This window comes from Acinetobacter sp. SAAs474, from assembly GCF_032823475.1.
Taxonomy (GTDB): Bacteria; Pseudomonadota; Gammaproteobacteria; order Pseudomonadales; family Moraxellaceae; genus Acinetobacter.
This window is the reverse complement of the sequence record NZ_CP127915.1, coordinates 2,757,761-2,777,783: the sequence shown is the minus strand read 5'-3', so window position 1 is coordinate 2,777,783 and position 20,023 is coordinate 2,757,761. Positions and strand designations below refer to the sequence as shown.

Here is a 20,023-nt window from a genome sequence, read left to right as displayed (position 1 = left end):
ACTGGATAGTGTGTTAAGTCTTCATTTACACAAATAAGTGATATATTTTAACAGTTTTTTTGATTCCAGTAATATTGGCATGGTGATGATCAGGATTGGTTAACTGAAGGGAATATAGGTATAAACCAAGCCATATGTTAATGCAGCGATCAGTGTGGCCAGCACAATCTTTTTAAATTTGAAATACAGCACGGCCAATACTACAAAGCCAGCCAGCATCGCAACACTTTTATTGGGGGTTGTTAATAGCGGAGGCAGTGTTGCAACAACTAACATGGAGCTAATCGCTGAAATTCCAATTGACCCTAAAGCAATTCTTAACCAAAGTGCGCCACGTTGTGGAGAGTTTTGTTTAAATTTTTCAATAATATAAAATGGTCCAAAACGCGAAGCAAAGTTAGCAAGACCAACAATTAAACCGACTAAGATAATTTCAAGATTCATGATGACCTCGGATCATGTCTTCATCGTGCTGTTTAAGGACATAATGTTTAAATAAACCAGCAATAATGCCCGATGAAATCCCAATAAAAATTGCAGCAGACAAATCAATCAAATAACAGGCAATCGCAGACACAATAATGGTGACAGCAACAATAAAGCTATATTTTTTATGAAAGGCTGCAAGTAAGAAACTTAAAAACAGAGCAGGTAGTAAAAAGTCTAAGGCAGCTTGTAGGAATGCAGGGAGGTTACTGACTTGATCTGCAAATAATCCTCCAAGTAATGAACCTAGTGCCCAAGACATCCAGCTACATAAACTTAATCCTAACATCCATGATTCAGACCATTCTTGACGACGTTGTGATAGTTTAATCATCCCTGAAGCAAATACTTCATCCGTCAATCCCCAAGACCATAGTGCTGTTTTCTTTAAATTTAATTTTCCGGGAATTAAATTGTATAAGGTGGGTCCATAGAGTAAATGACGAATATCGAGAGCGATCACGGTCAGTGCGGTCATCCAGATCGATGTACCACTGCCTAATAATGCCACAACCAGAAACTGGCTGGCACCTGCATACATCGAGCAAGAGAGGAATAATGCTTCCCAGGCAGTAAAGCCAAATTGTGTGGCAGAGACACCAAACGCAAATGAGACTGGAAGATAGGTGAAAATAATGGCTTGGCTATCTTTTGCGCCTTGCCAAAAACCCACGGATTGGGTTTTTGTGGTGTGGTGCTGCGACACGTTGCTTCCTAGGAGTATTTGAACAAATGTTAAAATGAAGATTGAGTATTGTACCCGAATTTACTAGCATATTGCCTGAATGTTTTGACAGTTGATCATGAAATGTTGAAGTTTATAAAAGCTGCATTTATGGCGAGTTCTTGGGTGATGATGGGATTATTTTTACAAGCCTGTGATCATCAGGAGGCGGATGAAAAAGTGGTGATTCAGCCAGCACCGAAGTTAACCAATGATGCAACCAGTTATGCACAAGCAGCATGGACGCTTATTAATGATGTTGATCCATTGGTTTATCAGCAAAAGGTGGATTTAATCGAAGATCAGGTAAGAAAGCCAGTGCGAAAATTAACCACTGATTGGCGTATTGAAGTTAAAATGACCGATTCGGTTACAGAAGGTAAATATGCGCTATGCCGTAAAGCATTACAGAGCTTGGATATTTGGGCAAGGCAAACTGTGGCAGAAGCGGGTGATGTAGTACAAAAACAAGCTGATTATGAGCGTGATAAAGCACAATGTAAAAATGCAATTGATCATCCTCAGTTGGGCAATACAGATCCGAAAAAGAATGGTGTATAGCTGATAAAGTAATACATATAATTTGAGACTAAACAGTGCATGATATGGCACTGTTTTGGTATGATAGACATAATTTTTTTATATAAAAAATATATAATTTTATAATTGTTATTTATTATCTTTATTTGATAATTTGGAATAAAATAATCAATATTAAAGTGTTTTTAAGTATATTATTTACTGTTTAATATGGTTTATTAAGATGAAAAAAGTATTATTTTTAACTATTTTTGTTTTCCTTGCTGCATGTCAGCAGATCTCTCAATTCAGTCCGCCTACAGTTAGTTTTGTTCAAAATCAAGAAGTTGCACCGTGTAGTAATGGTTTTGATGATGTCAATGTATGTCAATTAAAATCTTAGTGAAAGCGTAGCTGGTATATCATGCAAAAGATCTAGATAGAATGCTTTAGCAGATGCTGATTTTTTATTCATTTTATGATGATTGAGTGGGTCATGATACTGGTTAGTCATCGTCAGAAGAATAGATGACTGATGATTCATCAATCATGCCAAAAGAATGATCGACGGATAGTGTCTGTCACTTTATGATTATGACATAACCATAAAATACCACGGATGAGGTATAAACGCATGACGCGAATAGCACGATTATTGAGTCAATATGCCGCTTATCATTTAGAACCTAAAAATGTGATGACACATCTTTTGGGTATTCCGATGATTGTATTTGCTTTATTGTGTTTGACAGCACGAGCTGAATGGCAACTTTTTAATATCAGTATGACGCTGGCAGCACTGCTAATGATATTGGCGGTCATTTATTATCTTTGTTTAGATGGGATATTTGCATTGGTAATCGCCGTTATTTTTATCTTGATTTATCCTTATGCCTTGATGGTCAGTCATATGGCTTTAACTGATTGGTTATTCATCAGCATATTGCTGTTTATTGTCGGTTGGATCTTACAATTTTTAGGGCATTTTTACGAGAAGAAAAAGCCGGCATTTATGGATGATTTGATAGGGTTATTGATTGGCCCTTTATTTGTTGTGGCAGAGTTGTTTTTTTTACTTGGTTTAAGAAAATCATTGCAACAGCAAGTTTTATCACAGGCGAAACAATTGAGAGCGCGTATGGATCATTCTATCATTGGTGATGATCATCAATAAATTTACAGCCTAAAAAAGCGCCAATACTGGCGCTTTTTTATGTAGACAAGTGCTTATACATTAAAGCGGAAGTGTAAAACATCACCATCTTGTACGATATAGGTTTTACCTTCTAAACGCCATTTACCTGCTTCTTTTGCACCTGCTTCACCGTTATATTGAATAAAGTCTTCATATGCAATACATTCGGCACGAATAAAGCCTTTTTCAAAATCGGTATGGATCACACCGGCTGCTTGTGGTGCTGTTGCTCCTATTTTAACCGTCCATGCACGAACTTCTTGTACACCTGCAGTAAAGTAGGTTTGTAAGCCGAGTAGGCCATAACCTGCGCGAATGACCACGTTAAGACCAGGTTCACTCATTCCTAATGCATCTAAAAATTCAGCACGATCTTCATCTTCTAATAATGAAATTTCAGCTTCAATTTGATTACATAATGGCACGACGATGGCATTTTCTTCTGCAGCCAACTGACGTACTGCATCTAAGTGAGGATTACTTTCAAAACCATCTTCAGCAACATTGGCAATATACATGGTTGGTTTTAGAGTGAGTAAACCAAAACCACGCACCAATTTACGTTCATCATCATCTAAATCTGCTGCGCGAGCAGGTTTTCCTTCATCCAATAATGGCAAGATTTTTTCTAAAACTGCTTTGGTTGCAATCGCTTCTTTATCACCACTTTTGGCAGATTTAGCCAAACGAATGATCGCTTTATTGACGGTTTCTAGATCGGCAAGAGCGAGTTCAGTATTAATGGTTGCAATATCATCTAGAGGATCAATTTTCCCATTCACATGAATGACATTTTCATCTTCAAAGCAACGGACCACATGTGCAATAGCATCAGTTTCACGAATATTAGCCAAGAACTGATTGCCTAAACCTTCACCTTTTGATGCACCAGCGACTAAACCTGCGATATCAACAAACTCCATGGTCGTTGGTATTACGCGCTGTGGTTGCACAATTTCAGCAAGTTTATCTAAACGTAAGTCTGGTACTGGTACAATACCGGTATTGGGCTCAATGGTACAAAATGGGAAATTTTCTGCAGCAATAGCAGCTTTTGTTAATGCATTAAAAAGCGTAGATTTACCGACATTAGGCAGACCAACAATACCACAATTAAAACCCATGAAATGACTCACAATCTATGATCTAAGAATTATGGCTGATTTTACATGAAAGCCATGATAAAGTCAGGTCATGGCTTTTATCTTTGAAAAAATAGCCTGTATTGCTATTTCATCTTATTTGAGTAATAGCTGTCATTTAGGCGGATTTTTTATCAAAGATGGTATTAAACTTTACGTTTATCGAGTTGTGCTGACAATACATCACCAAAACTTTGTACCAACATCACCAAAATAATCAATACCACAATGACTGCCAACATGACTTGCATATCAAAGCGTTGATAGCCATATCGATAGGCAATATCACCTAAACCACCAGCACCAATGGCTCCTGCAATTGCAGATGAGTTGATCATGGTGACGACGGTAACAGTAAAACCAGCAACAATACCTGACAAGGCTTCCGGTAATAGGACATGCCAAATAATCTGTTTACGGTTACAGCCGATTGCTTGTGCAGCTTCAATTAGACCCGTATCAATCTCTCTTAAACTGACTTCAGCAATACGTGCAAAAAATGGCGTGGCAGCTAGGGTTAATGGAACAATAGCCGCCCAAACACCATAGCTGGTACCGACAATAAAGCGGGTAAAGGGAATTAACGCGACCATTAAAATTAAAAAAGGTACAGAACGAGTGATATTCACGATCCAACCCAAAGTTTGATTGATGCTTTTTGAGGGAGAAATCCCATGTTCTGCCGTACAGACAAAAATGATGGCCAAGGGTAAACCGAAGATAAGCGCAAAAAATGCTGAAATACCCACCATCAATAAGGTATCAATCGTTCCTGTAATCAATAAGTCAATCAGTGGTGACATAGCCCATGACCTCAATTTGTGCAATATGTTGTTGTAATTTTTTGCTGATTGCAGCGATATCGAGTTGATTTTGTTTAACCGCGATAATCAAATTGCCAATTAAATGACCTTGAATGGAATCAACATGACTTTGATACAAATGTACTGATGAATCAAATGCTGCAAAAATTTCTTTTAGATCAGGAGACTGATTTAGCTGTGCTTCATAACGCAGTTTTAAAATGGTCTGGCTATGAGGCTGTGCAGTTGGACTTAATTGAAATGGTAAGTCCAACTGTTCTAGATTTAAAAGTTCCTGAGTAATTTTTTGTTGGGGTCTAGAGAAGACTGACCATACGGGTCCTGATTCAACAATTTCACCTTGATCAATCACCACTACATGATGGCATATCTCACGAATGACTTGCATTTCATGGGTGATTAATACAATGGTTAAGCCAAGTTTTTGATTAATTTCTTTGAGTAAAGACAAAATGACCGATGTACTTTCGGGATCAAGTGCTGATGTTGCTTCATCACATAATAAAATTTCAGGGCGATGTACCAAGGCTCGGGCAATACCAACACGTTGTTTTTGGCCTCCAGAAAGTTGAGAGGGGTAATGCTGTGCTTTATCCGTTAATCCCACTAAATCAAGTACATCACTAACACGCTGTTGAATATCGCTTGGATGATAGCGGGCTATTTTTAAAGGTAATGCAATGTTTTCCCATACCGTTTTTGCTGACATTAAATTAAAATGTTGAAAAATCATGCCAATACGTTGTCGTAAGGCAATTAATTCTCTATGCGATAAATGTGATAACTCCTGTTGGTCAATTTGAATTGAGCCTGTGGAAATATCTTCTAGTCCATTTAGCGTGCGTAGCAAAGACGATTTTCCTGCACCACTTTTACCAATAATGCCAAAAATACGTCCAACAGGAATATCTAAATCAATATGTTTAAGTGCATGTACTTGCATTTCTTGTACTTGATAATATTTATTTAGATCACGAATACGGATATGTGGTCGACTAAAATCTACGGATGTGCCAAAACTAACCATATTTTTTCTCCTTTATTTCCAACCTTGAAACCACATGCCTTGACCAAAATCCCGATCTAAAATAGCGCGAACTTTGGCTGAGTTTTGAAAAGTCTTGACAAAAGTGGCCAGTTTTTGCTCTTTGTCTTGATAGTCCCGACGTGTGACAAATAAAATGGCAAATTTTTTGTCTATTGGATCAATAAAAAGTGCTGATTGAGGATCGGCAGCTTTGGCCAGTTTTAAATAGTGTGGAAAACCTAAAATTAAATCTGCCTCATGATAGGCTTGAGCTGTTTGTGGCCCTTCAACTTCGATAAACTGTAATTGTTTAGGATTATGGGTGATATCTGTTAAACGGGTAAATTCGTGATTTAGATCCTTAACATCAATTAAACCTGCACGTGCCAATAAATTTAGACCACGTGCCATATTAACTGGATCACTGGGAATCACTACTTTGCCATGTTGGGGAATATCCTCTAAATGCTGATATTTTTTTGAATATAAGCCCACATGACTTCCTGAACCTGCAGCAAAAGCATGTAAATCATAGCCAGTTTCGCGTATTGCATTGGCTAAAAAGACACTTTGCTGGAAAAAATTGGCATCAATATCACCGTGTTGTACTGCGACATTGGGTGCTTGCCAATCTGAAAATTCAATTAGTTCTACATCAATTCCTTGTGTTTTTACCTCTTCTGCAACACTGCGAAGTAAATCTGCATAAGGTGGACTAATGCCAATTTTTAACACTTGATCTGATGTTTGTTGCTGCATTGTTTTATAGGTGACTAAAGCGATGATGACCGCAATACTGACCACCGCTAAAGCCAAGAGTTGAATATTTTTCTTACCAATATTTGCCATAATCCAATCCTTAACTCCAACCTTTAAACCAAAGTTTTTCGCCAATTTCAGCATTCAACTGCTGTTTGACTTTGTCTGAATTTTGATAAATATCAATAAATTTTTTTAACTGTTGTGCTTTTTCTGGGAACTGTGTTTCATAGTCGTCCCGAACCACAAATAAAATGGCATAGCGTGTATTCTGAGTTTGATCTAAAACCAAGGCATCATTTGGATCAATGCTTTTTGCTAAACGTAAATACATCGGATAACTAAACACCAAATCGGCTTCATCAAGTGCACGAGCAGTTTGTGGTCCTTCGACTTCAATAAAATTGAGATTTTTGGGATTGCTCACAATATCGTTCAGATTGGATAAATGGTTGTCAGCATTTTTTAACTTGATGAGTTTGGCTTGTTGTAATAAAAGTAACGCGCGCCCTTGATTGACAGGATCATTGGGAATGACCACACGTGCACCATTCGCAAGTGCATTGAGATCTTGATATTTTTTGGAATATAAACCGACATGCGTTCCTGTACCAATTCCCAAAGGTTTGAGTTTAAATCCTGTCTCTTTTAATGCATTACTTAAAAAAGGTTGATGCTGAAAGTAATTAGCATCAATATCACCATGATTTAACGTGATATTAGGAGTATTCCAGTCAGAAAACTCCACTAATTTTACCTGTATACCCTGTTTTTTAGCTTCTTCTACCGCAACTTGTAATGGTTTGGCAAAAGGCGGGCTAATCCCAATGACCAGTTCGTCATGATGTGATTTTTTCTTTATGGTCCATGCGCTTAAGCCAATAATAATTGCAATTGCAACGATAGCGAGCATGATTAATTTTGATTTGGATTGATACTTTGTCATATTTTCCCTGTACAGATCTGAATTAAGCTCGATATTGTTGTGGCGTAGTTGCTAAATCGGCAGGCTTGGACGTATAGCGAAATTGTTGTACGGGATGGTGTGCTGCTAGACGATCACCTTGTTGAAAAAGTTTATGACGTAAACTACCTTGACTATAGTGTGTTTTATAACGGCCTCGTTGCTGTAATTCAGGAATCACATATCGAATAAAATCATGATGCGATTCAGGCGCAACAGTGCGAGTCAAATTAAAACCATCTATCCCTGTTTCATCCATAAACTGGATCAATTGTGTCGCTACAGAAGAACCACTACCTACAAAAATAGGATAACGACCACCGAGTGCATGTTGTTTTTTTAAATCGGCAAGCGTAACTTTTTGTTCTTTAAAGCGATGATTCACTGAGGCAATACTATTACTGGGTTGGTAGGGAATGACGTCTTGATCTTGATATTGTGCCAAGTCAAATCCGATTGAGCTGGAAAAATGAGCAATACCAGCTTCAGGACTGGCATAACGTAAATATTCCGCCAGTTTTTCCTCAGCCAATTGATCGGTTTCAGCACAAACCACGGCAATGCCGACTAGAAGTTTAATTTCATTGGCATCACGGCCGTGTTGACTGGCTTTATGACGAATTTTTTCAACCTGAGCCTTAACTTTTTCTGGTGTATCAGCACCAATAAACATTGCCTCGGCATGTCGGGTTGCAAAATCTATACCTGTTGCAGAAGCACCTGCCTGAAATAATACTGGTGTACGTTGAATAGACGGGGAGACCTGAAATACGCCTTCGCTTTGATAAAATTGTCCTTGATGGTGAATCGTATGTACTTTTTCAGGACGGCTAAATATGCGTTGCGTTTTATCGATAATGACAGCATCATCTTCCCAAGACCCTTCCCAGAATTTATAGCTGAGTTCGAGAAACTCTTCAGCTTGTTGATAACGTAAGTCATGTGCTTTTAAAGCATGTTGTCCGACCAGCTTTGCTGCACTATCCAAATAACCTGTCACAATATTCCAGCCAATACGCCCCTCAGTTAAATGATCTAAACTGGCAAAGCGACGGGCGAATTGATAGGGTGATTCATAGCTTAAATTCACCGTGATACCAAAGCCTAAATGCTGTGTGACCGCAGCCATGGCTGAAACTAAGGTACTTGGATCATGGCTAGGAAGTTGAATGGACTCCTTTAATGTAAGATCAATCCCTTGCTGGTAGACATCATAGGCGCCAGTAATATCGGCAATAAATAGACCATCAAATAACCCTGTTTCTAAGCTTTGTGCTAATTCAGTCCAGTAGCTTAACTGGTTAAAACGAAAGGATTCGTCGCGTGGATGAGTCCATAAACCATGATGAATATGACCTACACAATTCATGTCAAAGGCATTGAGTATTATTTTTTTAGGATTATGTTGTGTCATTATAATGTCCCTCTGCGTGGTGGTAATATGCCATTTAACACATATTGCCCAATAAAATAGTATTTCCAGCGCGAGGCATCATGTAGGGTATGCGTACGTGCATTACGCCAAAAGCGATCCAGCCCATCTTGACGTTGGCTGCCACGACTTCCTGCCAGCTCAATCAGTTTGGATGAAGTTTTAAGTGCAATGTCTGTACTGAGTGCCCGTACTTTAGCAACATCAATAGAGGCTTGAGCCACATTTTCTGCCGTGGTGGCTATTTTGGCAGCATCAATTGATTGTGCGGCTTGTTTTAATAACACTTCTGTTGCTCGAACATCGGCAATCATACGCCCTAACTCATATAAGCTAAGTGGGTCCTGAGTGGCCGCCGTTACCCCTGAATCAATCCATGGTCTTGCCTGCCGGATTCGTACTAAGGTTTCTTCAAAGGCTGCACGTGCAATCCCGGTTTCAATGGCTGCATGCATAATTTGTGCAAAGGGTCCCACAATGGTCGGTCGTTCAAAGGCCTCACTAAAGGGAATAATATCTTCAGCATCGACATGGACTTGATCTAATTTTACAGTCCCACTGCCTGTTGTACGTTGCCCAAAACCGCTCCAATCATCATGAATAGTTAAGCCCGCACTTTGACGTGGAATAAAGGCTAAAAATTCACGTTCATGTTGATCCTTAACCAATGTGGGAATACGGTGGGCAAATAAGCTCCCTGTGCAGTAAAATTTTTCACCATTGACACTAAAACCATCTGCCTTAGCCTGAATATGGGTATGACGGATACTGGCAGATTTGGTTTTAAACTCTGCTAGTGCATTGCCTAAACGAGCACCCTTGAGAATTTCGCCATATAAACGTTTTTTTTGTGCAGCACTTGCGGTATTGCGTAAAACTTCTAATGCATAAAAATGATTTTGCGGAATTTGTCCTAAAGAACCATCAATACCACTGATTAAAGCAATAATTTTAGCTACAGTAAGGGTCGAAACCTCAGCTCCTCCATATTCTTTGGGCACGGTAATGGCCCATAAACCGGATTGGCTAAATGCAGCGACCTCTTTAAAGGGTAAAATACGCTGCGCATCACGTTGAACGGCATTAAGTTTAAACTGTTCGGCTAGAGTATGTGCAATCTCTAAAGCTTCAGCATCATTTTTGATTATATGAATAGTGCTGAGCTGATCTAGATCAAATTGAAGTACATTTTGGTATGAAGTCATGATGATATTCCTTAAATCCAGGCATGTTTTGCAGGTAATTTATGATTGAGGTAATACTCACCAAGTGCATGTAATTTCCAGCGAATCGGGTCATGTAAGGTATGAACACGTGCATTGCGCCAATGCTGATCGAGGTTATGCTGTTTTAAACTGGCACGACTTCCTCCCAATTCCAGTAGTTTTTCTGAAATTTGTAAGGCAGCATCATTGGCGTATACTTTGGCTTCAGCGACTAAAATTGAGGCTTGCGCTGCATCTTGTGCTGAGATCTGTTGCTGTTGATCAAGCTGATCTAAATATTCCGCTGCTTCATCTAGCAGTAGCGTGGCAGCATCAAGAATAATTTTTAGTTTGCCGACCTCTTGTAAGGTATAGTGTTCTTGACTGGCTTTATCGACACCTGAATCAATGATCGGACGAGCCTGATGTATCGCTGTTAATGTCGCTGTAAAAGCAGCTTCAGCAATACCAACATCAATAGCCACTTGTAATAACTGTGAATATGCACCACGATAAGTTGGCTGTTGAGTGAGAAGGCGCTCATCAAAAATCAGTAAAGGATTAACCGCTACCTGTTGTAGTTTAATACTTCCACTGGAGGTAGTACGTTGACCAAAACCATCCCAGTCATTGAGTAGTGTAATGCCAGGACTATGTCGATCAACAATGGTTAACACCACATGTCCTTCAGGATGAATGGCTTTAATGGCTAACCAGTCCGCAAAATGACTTCCTGTCGAGTAAAATTTTTCACCATTTAATCGATATTCACCTGCAGTAAAGTCAAGTGTGGTAGCAAGGGTCTTGCTGTCTTTGGTATTTTTTTCTGGCCCGCCATTGGCTAAGCGCTTGCCTTGTAAGATCTCATTAAAGATAAATGTTTTTTGTTGATTTGAGCCAATTAAATCAATGACATTTAATAATGCAATTTGATTTTGGGGAATTTGCCCTACGCTTGCATCTGCTTGAGATAAGATTCTAAATACCTGTGCCAGTGTTTTATTGGAAACAAAAGCACCACCATATTGTTTTGGAATACGTATTCCACCTAAACCTCGTTGACTGAACAACTCTATTTCAGCCCATGGCAAGATCTGTTCTTGATCACGACGGTTACGATCTTCAAGAACAAAGTCAGCAACTTGATAGGCCGCATTGATTGCTTCTTGATCATTTTCAATAATTTGCACATTTTTATTGGTGAATAACGTCATCACATGACACCTCTTAACAATGTCAAAAAAATAACGTTCATTACTTAAAAAATTAAATGCTTGTTTATGATTTGATTATCAAAAACTATGTTTAGCAAAAAAAAAGATTAGTTATATGCTAATATCTATAAGCTAAGCTTATGAATTTTATCGTATAAATAAATTATTGAGACTATGGAATAGAATTTTAACTGGCCTATAGCAGTTTTTAAGATAAATACACTGCAAAATTATATAAATCTGATTAAGTCAAAGCCATGATGTGCATCAGCTATTTTGCCATAAGCTTTTGCATTTGATGGTTGTTATGATGCTGAAAACAAATTTAGTTAAAGTGCTAAGCCAGCTATCGGTACTTTATTTCGATATATAAAATGTGTAAATTGCAGACGCAAGTTGAATAGATGACAAATTTGCTGATGGTGTTTGTTGAGCTCAATCACTTAAAGTATCCAATCACTCACCGATTTGATCGGAAAGAATGGGGTATGATGCATTTCATGTTGTTGCACACCAAAGTTAAGCCGTTCAATACCACAATCATTCGGAGAATGTATGCGTGTTTTATACCAGTTTCCTTTATCACATTTCTGTGAAAAAGTCCGATGGATGCTTGATCATAAAGAACTGGAATATGTTGCACATAATTTGGCACCTGGTGTGCATCGCGCATTTGCCAAGCTAAAAACAGGGCAATATAAATTACCTATTTTGCATGATCAGCAGGCATGGATTGCAGATAGTACAGAAATTGCGTTGTATTTGGACCGTAAATATCCTGAGCATGTGTTACTCAGCTCGAAGTTAGCTTTAAGAGAACAAGCTCTGGCATTAAATCATTTAAGCAATGATTTAGGACGACATGTAAGACGTTGGGTGCTATCACATACTTTAGATACAAGTGAACAATCTATTGATTTATTAATTGGTGAGAGAGGCTATTTACGACAGTTTGAAAAATATAGTAAACCGTTAATTAAAACTTTAGTGGTGAAGGGTTACCGTCTAGATCCAGATACAGTTGCAGCGTCTAAACAACAGCTTGATTTGTTCATTCAGCAATTAAATCAACGATTAATAGATCATCAAGGGCAATACCTGGTCGGAAACTGTTTGGGATTGGCTGATATTGCAATTTGTTCCATGCTGGCGCCTTTATTGGCAATAAATGGAACGCCTTGGGAAAAAGAGCAAGATACCCATCGTTCAATTTTATTGCAAGATTATAAAGCATTTCTTGAGGATTTGCCTTTAGGGCAATATGTACAACGTATTTATCGTGATGAGCGTAATGCCCGTGTTGATTGGCGTGGCGTATAACTTGTAAGCTATAATTGATGAATATGAGATTGATTTAATGCTTATAGCAAGTACGAATTTTAGATTCTCGCTATAGTTGCTGATAATTTATGAAGGGCATAAGTGTTGTAAAGGTAGTCGTTTTACATTTTTAAATAGTATAAATATAAGGTATTAAATATTTTTCTCAGTATACTTAAATCTGATGCATCGAAAAATGAAGGCGTGATTATGGAATTAGATCGTTTCGATAAACATATTTTAGAGATTTTAACGTATGAAGATTTAAATCTAAATGAATTATCTGAACGAGTAAATTTGTCTGTAAGTTCTGTACATAGACGTATCAAGAACTTAATTGATTTAAAAATTATTTCGGCTATAAAGCGTGATATTAATTATCAGAAATTGGGTTTTAGTTTACATGTTATATTACAAGTCTCCCTAAGCAAACATGATACAGATACTTTTGCAAAATTTTTAGTTGAATTGGAAAATATTCCTGAAGTGATTAATGCTTTTTTAGTCACAGGACAAACGGCAGACTTTTTAGTTGAAGTTGTGGCAAAGGATATGGAAAATTATAGTGAAATTTTATTAAAACGTATTGGTAAAATTGAACATGTGGTGGCATTACATTCAAGTTTTGTGATCAAGCAATATGATGTACTTAATAGTCATGGGTTATTGAATCGCGTTTAAGCTAAATTATCATACTGTCATGTTGCTACTGATAGGGCTAGCGCAACAGACAGATGGTGTTAAATAAAAACGCATCACTTGATGCGTTTTTATTTATGACATTGGTTCATTGTCAAATGAATTAACTAGATCCCTGAGCCATGCATGAATAGCATTTGATATAGCTCATTAAGCATCTAATTCTGCCAAAACCTCATCACTAAATTCAACATTGGTATAGACGTTTTGTACATCGTCCAAATCTTCTAGCATATCAATCATCTTAACAATTTTTTTCGCTTGATCGATATCCGAGATAAATGCTTTAGTTGAAGGGCTCATCACTACCTCAGCATTATCTGACTTTAAACCAGCATCATGTAAGGCATCTTGTACTTCACCAAAAGATTCTGGTGTCGTGATAACAAGGATTTCATCTTCATCAACTTCAATGTCTTCTGCACCTGCTTCTAGGGCAACATCCATGATTTTATCTTCTAAAGAGACATCTTCAAAAGTGATTTCACCACGTTTGGTAAACAGGTAGGCCACAGAACCAGACGTTCCTAAGTTACCGTCTGTTTTAGAAAAACAGTGGCGTACATCAGGTACAGTACGATTAAGATTATCCGTCATGGTTTCAACAATAACGGCTACACCGCCTACACCATAACCTTCGTAAGTAACTTCTTTTAAATCGTCATTATCTTCGCCACCTGCACCACGTTGAATAGCGCGATTGATAGTATCTCGTGTCATATTGACAGATAATGCTTTTTCCACAACAGCACGAAGGCGTGGATTACTTGCTGCATCTGGACCACCAAGTCTGGCAGCAGTTGTTAACTCACGAATGTATTTGGTAAAAATTTTACCACGACTCGCATCTTGTTTGGCTTTACGATGCTTAATATTGGCCCACTTGGAATGACCCGCCATGCGAAATATGCTCCTTGTAGATTGGCTTAATGCCGATCAAATAATAAAAATTCTATCATAAGCCGCTTTTTTTGATAACGTGCTTAGTCTTTAGAATGTGTTGAATCTGAGTTTATTTTAGGTTCTGGAATAATAATCTCTAAACCCACATGTTCTAGATATAATTGTTTAATTAATGCTAAATCTTGATCAAGTTCATTGGGATAAATTTTACCAAAAATTCCGCCTGCTTTATGTTTTGAATCGGCATACATTAAGATAATAGGGACGTTGGCAGCTTTGGCAATATGCCAAAACCCTGTACGGATAGGTTTACGATTTTCGCCATTTTTGGCACGTGTTCCTTCGGGTGCAATGACTAAATTAAAATTTTCATGTGTTGCAAAAAGTTCAACCATTTGTGCCACAATATCTTTATTGGCTTTTCGATCCACTGCAATACCACCAATGATATTTAAAATTGGCTTGAGTGGGCCTTTAAATAATTCTTTTTTGATTAAAGTATGAATTTTAATATCATAAATTTGAAATAATGCCAGCGAAAGTACGGAGTCCATCATGGAGGTATGTTCAAATCCGATAATGACCTGTTTCTTTTCCAGAAGATCTTTTTCTACATGATAAGACCATCCAGAGAGTTTAAATGCTGTTTCACCAATAAATTTCTTGAGCATATGGAGGAAGAGACTAAATTTAGAAAATTGTGATACTTTCGTCTTGTTTTAAGCTGTCGTCAATTTATATTTAAGCACTTCAATTATTTATGCCTAAAAATTAAACAAAAATGATTAAAATTCAAGATTATATTTAAAAAAATTAATCAATTAAACTATGTAACATAACATAAAAATAAAGTGCTTGATTTATAGCTGGCTACTCATGGTCACGTGGATGAGCGTTATGTTGTACTGTGGGATAAGATATAAATACGCATTTAATCGTTTTTGGCTATCTAAAAATATAAAATAAATATCAAAAGGATGTATTTTTTGCTGTTCAAATGATCAAAAAGTTATTAGACTTTGGTCGTATATGGCCATTCATCATTTTTAAACATGACGTTTAATTGGGTATAGGGGAATATGATGAGTTATCTTTCTGCTTTGTTACTTGCGCTCATTATTTTTTTATTGATTGTTTTGTGGTCATTGATTGAAGTATTATTAGAAAAGCGTAAAGCGCGTCTTTAATTTCTAAAATTTTATAACAAACTGTTTTATTTATAATTAATTTTTATATTGCTATTAAATTGGCAGAAATTATAAATTGTTGTTCAATCTATATTTATAGGTGTTAAAACAAGATTGATTGTAATCAAAAATTCTTAGGTAATTGAATATCATCATATTAATATTGATGATCAATTGTTCAGTTATTCACTTTGGCTATTGTATTTGGCGTTAACTTTAGTTAGTATTCTTAGCCGTTAAGCAAGTTAAATAAAACCAGTTTAACATATCGGGCCTATAGCTCAGTTGGTTAGAGCAGCGGACTCATAATCCGTTGGTCCACAGTTCAAGTCTGTGTGGGCCCACCATATAAAACAACCACTTACGTGCATTAATCGTAAGTGGTTTTTTGTTTTTGCATTTTAGTAAGCATATGGTAAGCAAAATAGATCAACCTTAATAGCTAAAAATTAATCTAGAATGAACTGACCAGTAAGATTCGATAAAAAATCATAATTATTATTTTCATTCTTAAGTTGCTCTCGAATCGTAGGAAGTAATCCAAGTACCTCAAAATGCTTAAATATCTCAAACTCTTCTAAATCCGAAAATTTCATTGGTTTCATATGGATTTGACATATTTTCAAAAAGAAGATGCTTTCTAAACAAAAAATACTAATTATGGGTTCCAAATTACAAATAAAAAAAACTATACAATTATCAATTTCTTGTGAGTCCAAGGCAAATCTCGCAACGTAATATGAATACAAGATATAACTATAGAAATCTAAAATATTTCCATATTTTAAAAATTCATCCTTATCGAAACATTGATCAATATAAAATCTTCTTGGGTCAATAATTTTTACATTATTAATAGCTTGTATACTTGATTGCTCTAATTTTTGTAAAAAAATATCAAGGTCGGCTTTAGTATTTGGTCGTGTTTTAAAAAATTCCAAATTGGATGTTTAAAATATAAGCTTGCGTTATCGATTACTTTATCAATTCTAGCTAACTTAACTGCATTGGGTTTGGTTTCACCTTTGGCATATTTATACCATATCCTGGATTCCGCTTGATTAAAGTGATGCCCGACTTTATTAGGATTTGTATGATAGGAGTTTTGAACCGTACCGGGTTTGTCGGAGAGTCAATATTCTGAGTGAGAAGCACTGCTTCGCAAGGTTCGATGACAAAATTAAAATATACCCCTGAAATCAGAGAAAGAGCGGTTCAATTATTGATTGAATCTGAAAAAGATTATCCATCGAATTGGGCTGCGATCACAGCTATTGCTCCTAAAATCGGTTGTACTCCTGAAACACTACGTGTTTGGTATCAAAAATATTTAGATAAACAAAATCCAGTTAAAGTACAGCAGCTTTCAGACCAAGAACGTATCAAACAACTCGAAGAGGTGTGCAATATCTTTCCATTCGCTATACCAATCGTTTAGAAGCAGCAAATTTACGAGCATCAGTCGGTACGACTGGTGATTCATACGATAATGCTTTGGCTGAAACAGTGAATGGCTTATACAAAACAGAGGTGATTGAATATCTAAAAGCAGATTGGCAAGGTTTAGCAGATGTACAACTTGCGACACTAAACTGGGTAGATTGGTTCAATAAAAAGCGTGTAGTGCACTGGGTTATGTATCGCCTTTTGAGTTTGAAGCAATGTACTATGATAAGATTAACCCGTTAGGTCAGGTGGCCTAACTTAAATAAAAAAGTCTCCGACAAACCCGGTACGGTTCACAGCTTAAATCATGCATTAAAGCTACTAAATATCGTTCATATAAAGGACAGATTGGTAAAATTGCAGACAATATATTACAGCGCCAATTTGAAGCAGAAAAACCTAATCAAAAATGGGTTACAGATGTGACTGAATTTAAGGTTGTTCATGAAAAACTCTATCTGTCGCCCATCATGGATTTATTTAATGGTGAGATTATTACTTATCAAATTAAATGCAGGCCCATATTCGGATTAGTAAAAGATATGCTACAGGAGGCTTTAGACATGCTTAAACCAGATGAAAAGCCTTTAATTCACTCGGATCAAGGGTGGCAATACCAAATGAACCATTATCAAAAACAGCTTGCCGAAAAGGGATTAATACAAAGTATGTCACGTAAAGGTAACTGTTGGGATAATGCTGTAATGGAAAGCTTCTTTGGAACTCTAAAATCTGAATGCTTCCACGGGAAGAGATTTAAGTCAATTGATGAATTGGAGAAAACTGTGAAAGAATATATTCACTATTACAACTATGAACGAATTAAGGTTAAATTGAGAGGACTGAGCCCTGTACAATACAGAATTCAGTTATTAAAAGCTGCGTAATCAATCGTCTAACTTTCGGGGGTCGGGTCAATTGCTTGGTGGACACTATCGCGAGCTTCTTGAGTGAGAAAAAGGGTGTTCAGCGGATACTTACGATCTATATAGAATTGACTTCTCTAATAAATAAAATTTTTCGAGTGTAAATATTCAATTTCTAAATACCCCCTCATAAAAAATGTACTTACTCCCTCTAAGAGCCTTCAAAAATCGCTTGCTCTTAAAGTGTTTCCTAATACCAATTTAAGGCTGATGGTGCTACCCATCATCCATCCAGTAGGTGAGTGTACTCCCTACATAGGCTGAGATACGATTCACACACGATTTCAGGTTATATTCAAATACTTTTTTTATCTAAATAAGCATTAAAAGTTCCAAAATGATTTTTAACTTGAGATTTTATATTTTTAGATTGAAATACATCAGCTACTCGATACGCATAACTAAGATAATTTCTTTTCCCTATATAGGTAAATCTACTATATAAAGTTTTCATATACATTTCTTGGTTATTATGCCTATTGTAAAATTTTAATTTTCCATAATGTGTAGATCTCATTCGTATAGCTTTTCTTAATTTATAATGAAGTTTAGATAATCCAGTTTCTCTTAAAAACACATTATCTCCATCAAATAAAATACCCAAATACTGTAATTGATTAGGGGTGTTAAAAGTTGGTGGATTATTTAACTTAATCTTTCCATCTCTGAATATTATCTTTTGTGTCTTTTTGTTATTAATCTTTAATTTTATTTTTTTTATTTCATCAAAAATAATATTAAAAATATCAGAAGAATAACTTTCATCTACTATAAATATCATATCATCACAATATCTGTAGTACCTTCCATTCAAATCATTAATTATTTTGGATATTTTTTTATCGAAATCCATCATATAGATATTAGATAACATTCCACTTATTGGAGATCCCTGAGGAATCCCCTTATATTTTAAATTTTTCTTTATTAAGTTATTTTCTCTAACTTTTTTACGAAAATCTTGAATATCACATAGCCTATCTAATCGTCTATGTAATGTTCTAGAATTTAATGATAATCCTAAAACTTTATATAAATCTTTTTTATCAACATAAGAGTATTTTGTTAACGATTTATAAACTTGATAATGATCTTTTGGTAACTTTTCTTCTTCTAATAATTTAATCCAATTATTCTTTAAAATTTCATGATCTAAATTATCAAAAAAACCTGAAATATCTAAACACAGAACAAAACAATTTCCCTTTTTTCTAATAAAATCAAATACATTTCTAGCAAAATGAATATTGCATAAAGATTTTTTATTTCCTGAATCATCTATTTCAGTAATCTTTCTGAATGCAGTAATATTTGATTCTAAATTGTTCTTTAATAAGTAATCTAAATAATTATATTCCAAAATCTTAGAATAATAAGCATAGATATTCCCATCAATATGACTTGGGAAATTAATTGATCTTAATTTATTTCTATAACTATTTTTATCAATAACGCGTTTTAATTTACCATCAATATAAATAATTTTTTTATCTTTTTTACTAATTTTTTTTCTTTCAATGAATAAGATATAGTTGGGAAAAAAGAATGAATTGCAATTTCTTCCTTATTTGATACATATTCAAATATTTTTTTATTCGATTTCTTTTTATCAAAATGTAGATAATTTCTAACTTTGTTTCTACGTTCAAAAAAATTAATATCAAGAGTATCTGGAATCATAAATTTTGCCAACTTCGAGGGGTTTGAGTGCTGCAGTCATTTACCTTTTTCAAGGTTACCCCCCCAAAGTCTACTGAGAATTTCTCCCAGACTAAACTGAATGAAATCCCCCTCCTAAAACTTAGCGCAGCGAAGCATACGTTAGGAGTAGATATATGATCTTACTATTCATCAGACTGTTTATCATGTATTGGATTGATACAGACACAACAACACTAGACGAGATATTGATGTACTCTTTAAAGATGACATTAATATCGAGATTGACATATCAAACCTTATTAGCAATATAAAAATTCTAATAAGCAAGCTCTTCAGAAGAAAAACAATTATATTTTACATAAAAAAAATAAAAATAATAGTATAAGGTA

At 35.9% G+C, this 20,023-nt stretch carries 20 protein-coding genes, 1 tRNA gene and 2 pseudogenes; 8 read left to right on the top strand and 15 right to left on the bottom strand.

Annotation, left to right across the window (positions count from 1 at the left end; translation table 11 throughout):
* Positions 1 to 99 precede the first annotated feature (99 nt).
* Positions 100 to 444, bottom strand: coding sequence for an L-valine transporter subunit YgaH (ygaH, locus tag QSG86_RS13940; RefSeq protein WP_317032055.1), 345 nt, complete (start codon positions 442 to 444; stop codon positions 100 to 102).
* Positions 434 to 1,192, bottom strand: coding sequence for an AzlC family ABC transporter permease (locus tag QSG86_RS13935; RefSeq protein ID WP_317032054.1), 759 nt, complete (start codon positions 1,190 to 1,192; stop codon positions 434 to 436). Before QSG86_RS13935 ends, ygaH begins: the two co-directional genes overlap by 11 nt.
* Before the next feature lie 102 nt (positions 1,193 to 1,294).
* On the opposite strand from QSG86_RS13935, the gene QSG86_RS13930 reads away from it, so the two are divergent.
* From QSG86_RS13930 to QSG86_RS13920, 3 genes are all read left to right on the top strand, one after another.
* The gene (locus tag QSG86_RS13930) at positions 1,295 to 1,771 is read left to right on the top strand and encodes a hypothetical protein (RefSeq protein ID WP_317032053.1); all 477 of its coding nucleotides are present in this window, start codon (positions 1,295 to 1,297) and stop codon (positions 1,769 to 1,771) included.
* A 202-nt stretch (positions 1,772 to 1,973) separates the two neighbouring features.
* A complete protein-coding gene (locus tag QSG86_RS13925) occupies positions 1,974 to 2,132 on the top strand; it encodes a hypothetical protein (protein WP_317032052.1) in 159 nt (52 codons plus the stop codon).
* Between the two features lie 231 nt (positions 2,133 to 2,363).
* Positions 2,364 to 2,903, top strand: coding sequence for a DUF962 domain-containing protein (locus QSG86_RS13920; RefSeq protein WP_317032051.1), 540 nt, complete (start codon positions 2,364 to 2,366; stop codon positions 2,901 to 2,903).
* Positions 2,904 to 2,956: 53 nt separating this feature from the next.
* On the opposite strand, the gene ychF is transcribed toward QSG86_RS13920, so the two are convergent.
* From ychF to QSG86_RS13880, 8 genes are all read right to left on the bottom strand, one after another.
* Positions 2,957 to 4,048, bottom strand: coding sequence for a redox-regulated ATPase YchF (gene ychF / locus QSG86_RS13915; protein WP_317032050.1), 1,092 nt, complete (start codon positions 4,046 to 4,048; stop codon positions 2,957 to 2,959).
* A 164-nt stretch (positions 4,049 to 4,212) separates the two neighbouring features.
* Complete coding sequence (locus tag QSG86_RS13910) at positions 4,213 to 4,869, bottom strand: methionine ABC transporter permease (protein WP_317032049.1); 657 nt, start codon at positions 4,867 to 4,869, stop codon at positions 4,213 to 4,215.
* Positions 4,853 to 5,917: a methionine ABC transporter ATP-binding protein gene (locus QSG86_RS13905; RefSeq protein ID WP_317032048.1), complete on the bottom strand. Its 1,065-nt coding sequence runs from the start codon at positions 5,915 to 5,917 to the stop codon at positions 4,853 to 4,855. The genes QSG86_RS13910 and QSG86_RS13905 overlap by 17 nt, the downstream gene beginning before the upstream one ends.
* Positions 5,918 to 5,929: 12 nt before the next feature.
* Positions 5,930 to 6,766, bottom strand: coding sequence for a MetQ/NlpA family ABC transporter substrate-binding protein (locus QSG86_RS13900; protein WP_317032047.1), 837 nt, complete (start codon positions 6,764 to 6,766; stop codon positions 5,930 to 5,932).
* Between the two features lie 10 nt (positions 6,767 to 6,776).
* A complete protein-coding gene (locus QSG86_RS13895; RefSeq protein WP_410487472.1) occupies positions 6,777 to 7,622 on the bottom strand; it encodes a MetQ/NlpA family ABC transporter substrate-binding protein in 846 nt (281 codons plus the stop codon).
* A gap of 22 nt (positions 7,623 to 7,644) precedes the next feature.
* Entirely contained in the window at positions 7,645 to 9,054 is a 1,410-nt protein-coding gene (locus QSG86_RS13890; RefSeq protein WP_317032046.1) for an LLM class flavin-dependent oxidoreductase, read from the bottom strand.
* Entirely contained in the window at positions 9,054 to 10,277 is a 1,224-nt protein-coding gene (locus QSG86_RS13885) for an SfnB family sulfur acquisition oxidoreductase (RefSeq protein WP_317032045.1), read from the bottom strand. Before QSG86_RS13885 ends, QSG86_RS13890 begins: the two co-directional genes overlap by 1 nt.
* Before the next feature lie 11 nt (positions 10,278 to 10,288).
* On the bottom strand, positions 10,289 to 11,491 hold the full coding sequence (locus QSG86_RS13880; protein ID WP_317032584.1) for an SfnB family sulfur acquisition oxidoreductase: 1,203 nt from the start codon (positions 11,489 to 11,491) through the stop codon (positions 10,289 to 10,291).
* Positions 11,492 to 12,046: 555 nt separating this feature from the next.
* On the opposite strand from QSG86_RS13880, the gene QSG86_RS13875 reads away from it, so the two are divergent.
* Together QSG86_RS13875 and QSG86_RS13870 are read left to right on the top strand one after the other, a co-directional pair.
* On the top strand, positions 12,047 to 12,811 hold the full coding sequence (locus QSG86_RS13875; RefSeq protein WP_317032044.1) for a glutathione S-transferase family protein: 765 nt from the start codon (positions 12,047 to 12,049) through the stop codon (positions 12,809 to 12,811).
* Positions 12,812 to 13,021: 210 nt separating this feature from the next.
* Positions 13,022 to 13,492, top strand: a complete 471-nt coding sequence (locus QSG86_RS13870; protein WP_317032043.1) for an Lrp/AsnC family transcriptional regulator — start codon at positions 13,022 to 13,024, stop codon at positions 13,490 to 13,492.
* Positions 13,493 to 13,660: 168 nt separating this feature from the next.
* Here the strand turns inward: QSG86_RS13870 and QSG86_RS13865 are convergent, their stop codons facing one another.
* Both QSG86_RS13865 and QSG86_RS13860 read right to left on the bottom strand, forming a co-directional pair.
* Positions 13,661 to 14,410 carry a YebC/PmpR family DNA-binding transcriptional regulator gene (locus tag QSG86_RS13865; RefSeq protein ID WP_317032042.1) on the bottom strand — a complete coding sequence of 250 codons (750 nt, stop codon included), beginning with the start codon at positions 14,408 to 14,410 and terminating at the stop codon, positions 13,661 to 13,663.
* An 83-nt stretch (positions 14,411 to 14,493) separates the two neighbouring features.
* On the bottom strand, positions 14,494 to 15,084 hold the full coding sequence (locus tag QSG86_RS13860; protein ID WP_317032041.1) for a 1-acyl-sn-glycerol-3-phosphate acyltransferase: 591 nt from the start codon (positions 15,082 to 15,084) through the stop codon (positions 14,494 to 14,496).
* A gap of 786 nt (positions 15,085 to 15,870) precedes the next feature.
* On the opposite strand from QSG86_RS13860, the gene QSG86_RS13855 reads away from it, so the two are divergent.
* A tRNA-Ile gene (locus tag QSG86_RS13855) sits at positions 15,871 to 15,947 on the top strand.
* A gap of 102 nt (positions 15,948 to 16,049) precedes the next feature.
* On the opposite strand, the gene QSG86_RS13850 is transcribed toward QSG86_RS13855, so the two are convergent.
* On the bottom strand, positions 16,050 to 16,541 hold the full coding sequence (locus tag QSG86_RS13850; RefSeq protein ID WP_317032040.1) for a hypothetical protein: 492 nt from the start codon (positions 16,539 to 16,541) through the stop codon (positions 16,050 to 16,052).
* Positions 16,542 to 16,771: 230 nt separating this feature from the next.
* Between QSG86_RS13850 and QSG86_RS13845 the strand changes: the two are divergent.
* Both QSG86_RS13845 and QSG86_RS13840 read left to right on the top strand, forming a co-directional pair.
* A pseudogene (locus QSG86_RS13845) lies at positions 16,772 to 17,303 on the top strand (integrase core domain-containing protein).
* 39 nt (positions 17,304 to 17,342) lie between these two features.
* Positions 17,343 to 17,933: pseudogene (locus QSG86_RS13840) on the top strand (IS3 family transposase); the annotation flags it as partial.
* A 334-nt stretch (positions 17,934 to 18,267) separates the two neighbouring features.
* Here QSG86_RS13840 and drt2 read toward each other — a convergent pair.
* Together drt2 and QSG86_RS13830 are read right to left on the bottom strand one after the other, a co-directional pair.
* Positions 18,268 to 19,422: an antiviral reverse transcriptase Drt2 gene (gene drt2 / locus QSG86_RS13835; RefSeq protein WP_317033363.1), complete on the bottom strand. Its 1,155-nt coding sequence runs from the start codon at positions 19,420 to 19,422 to the stop codon at positions 18,268 to 18,270.
* An 8-nt stretch (positions 19,423 to 19,430) separates the two neighbouring features.
* Positions 19,431 to 19,652, bottom strand: a complete 222-nt coding sequence (locus QSG86_RS13830) for a hypothetical protein (RefSeq protein WP_317033351.1) — start codon at positions 19,650 to 19,652, stop codon at positions 19,431 to 19,433.
* Positions 19,653 to 20,023: the final 371 nt, after the last annotated feature.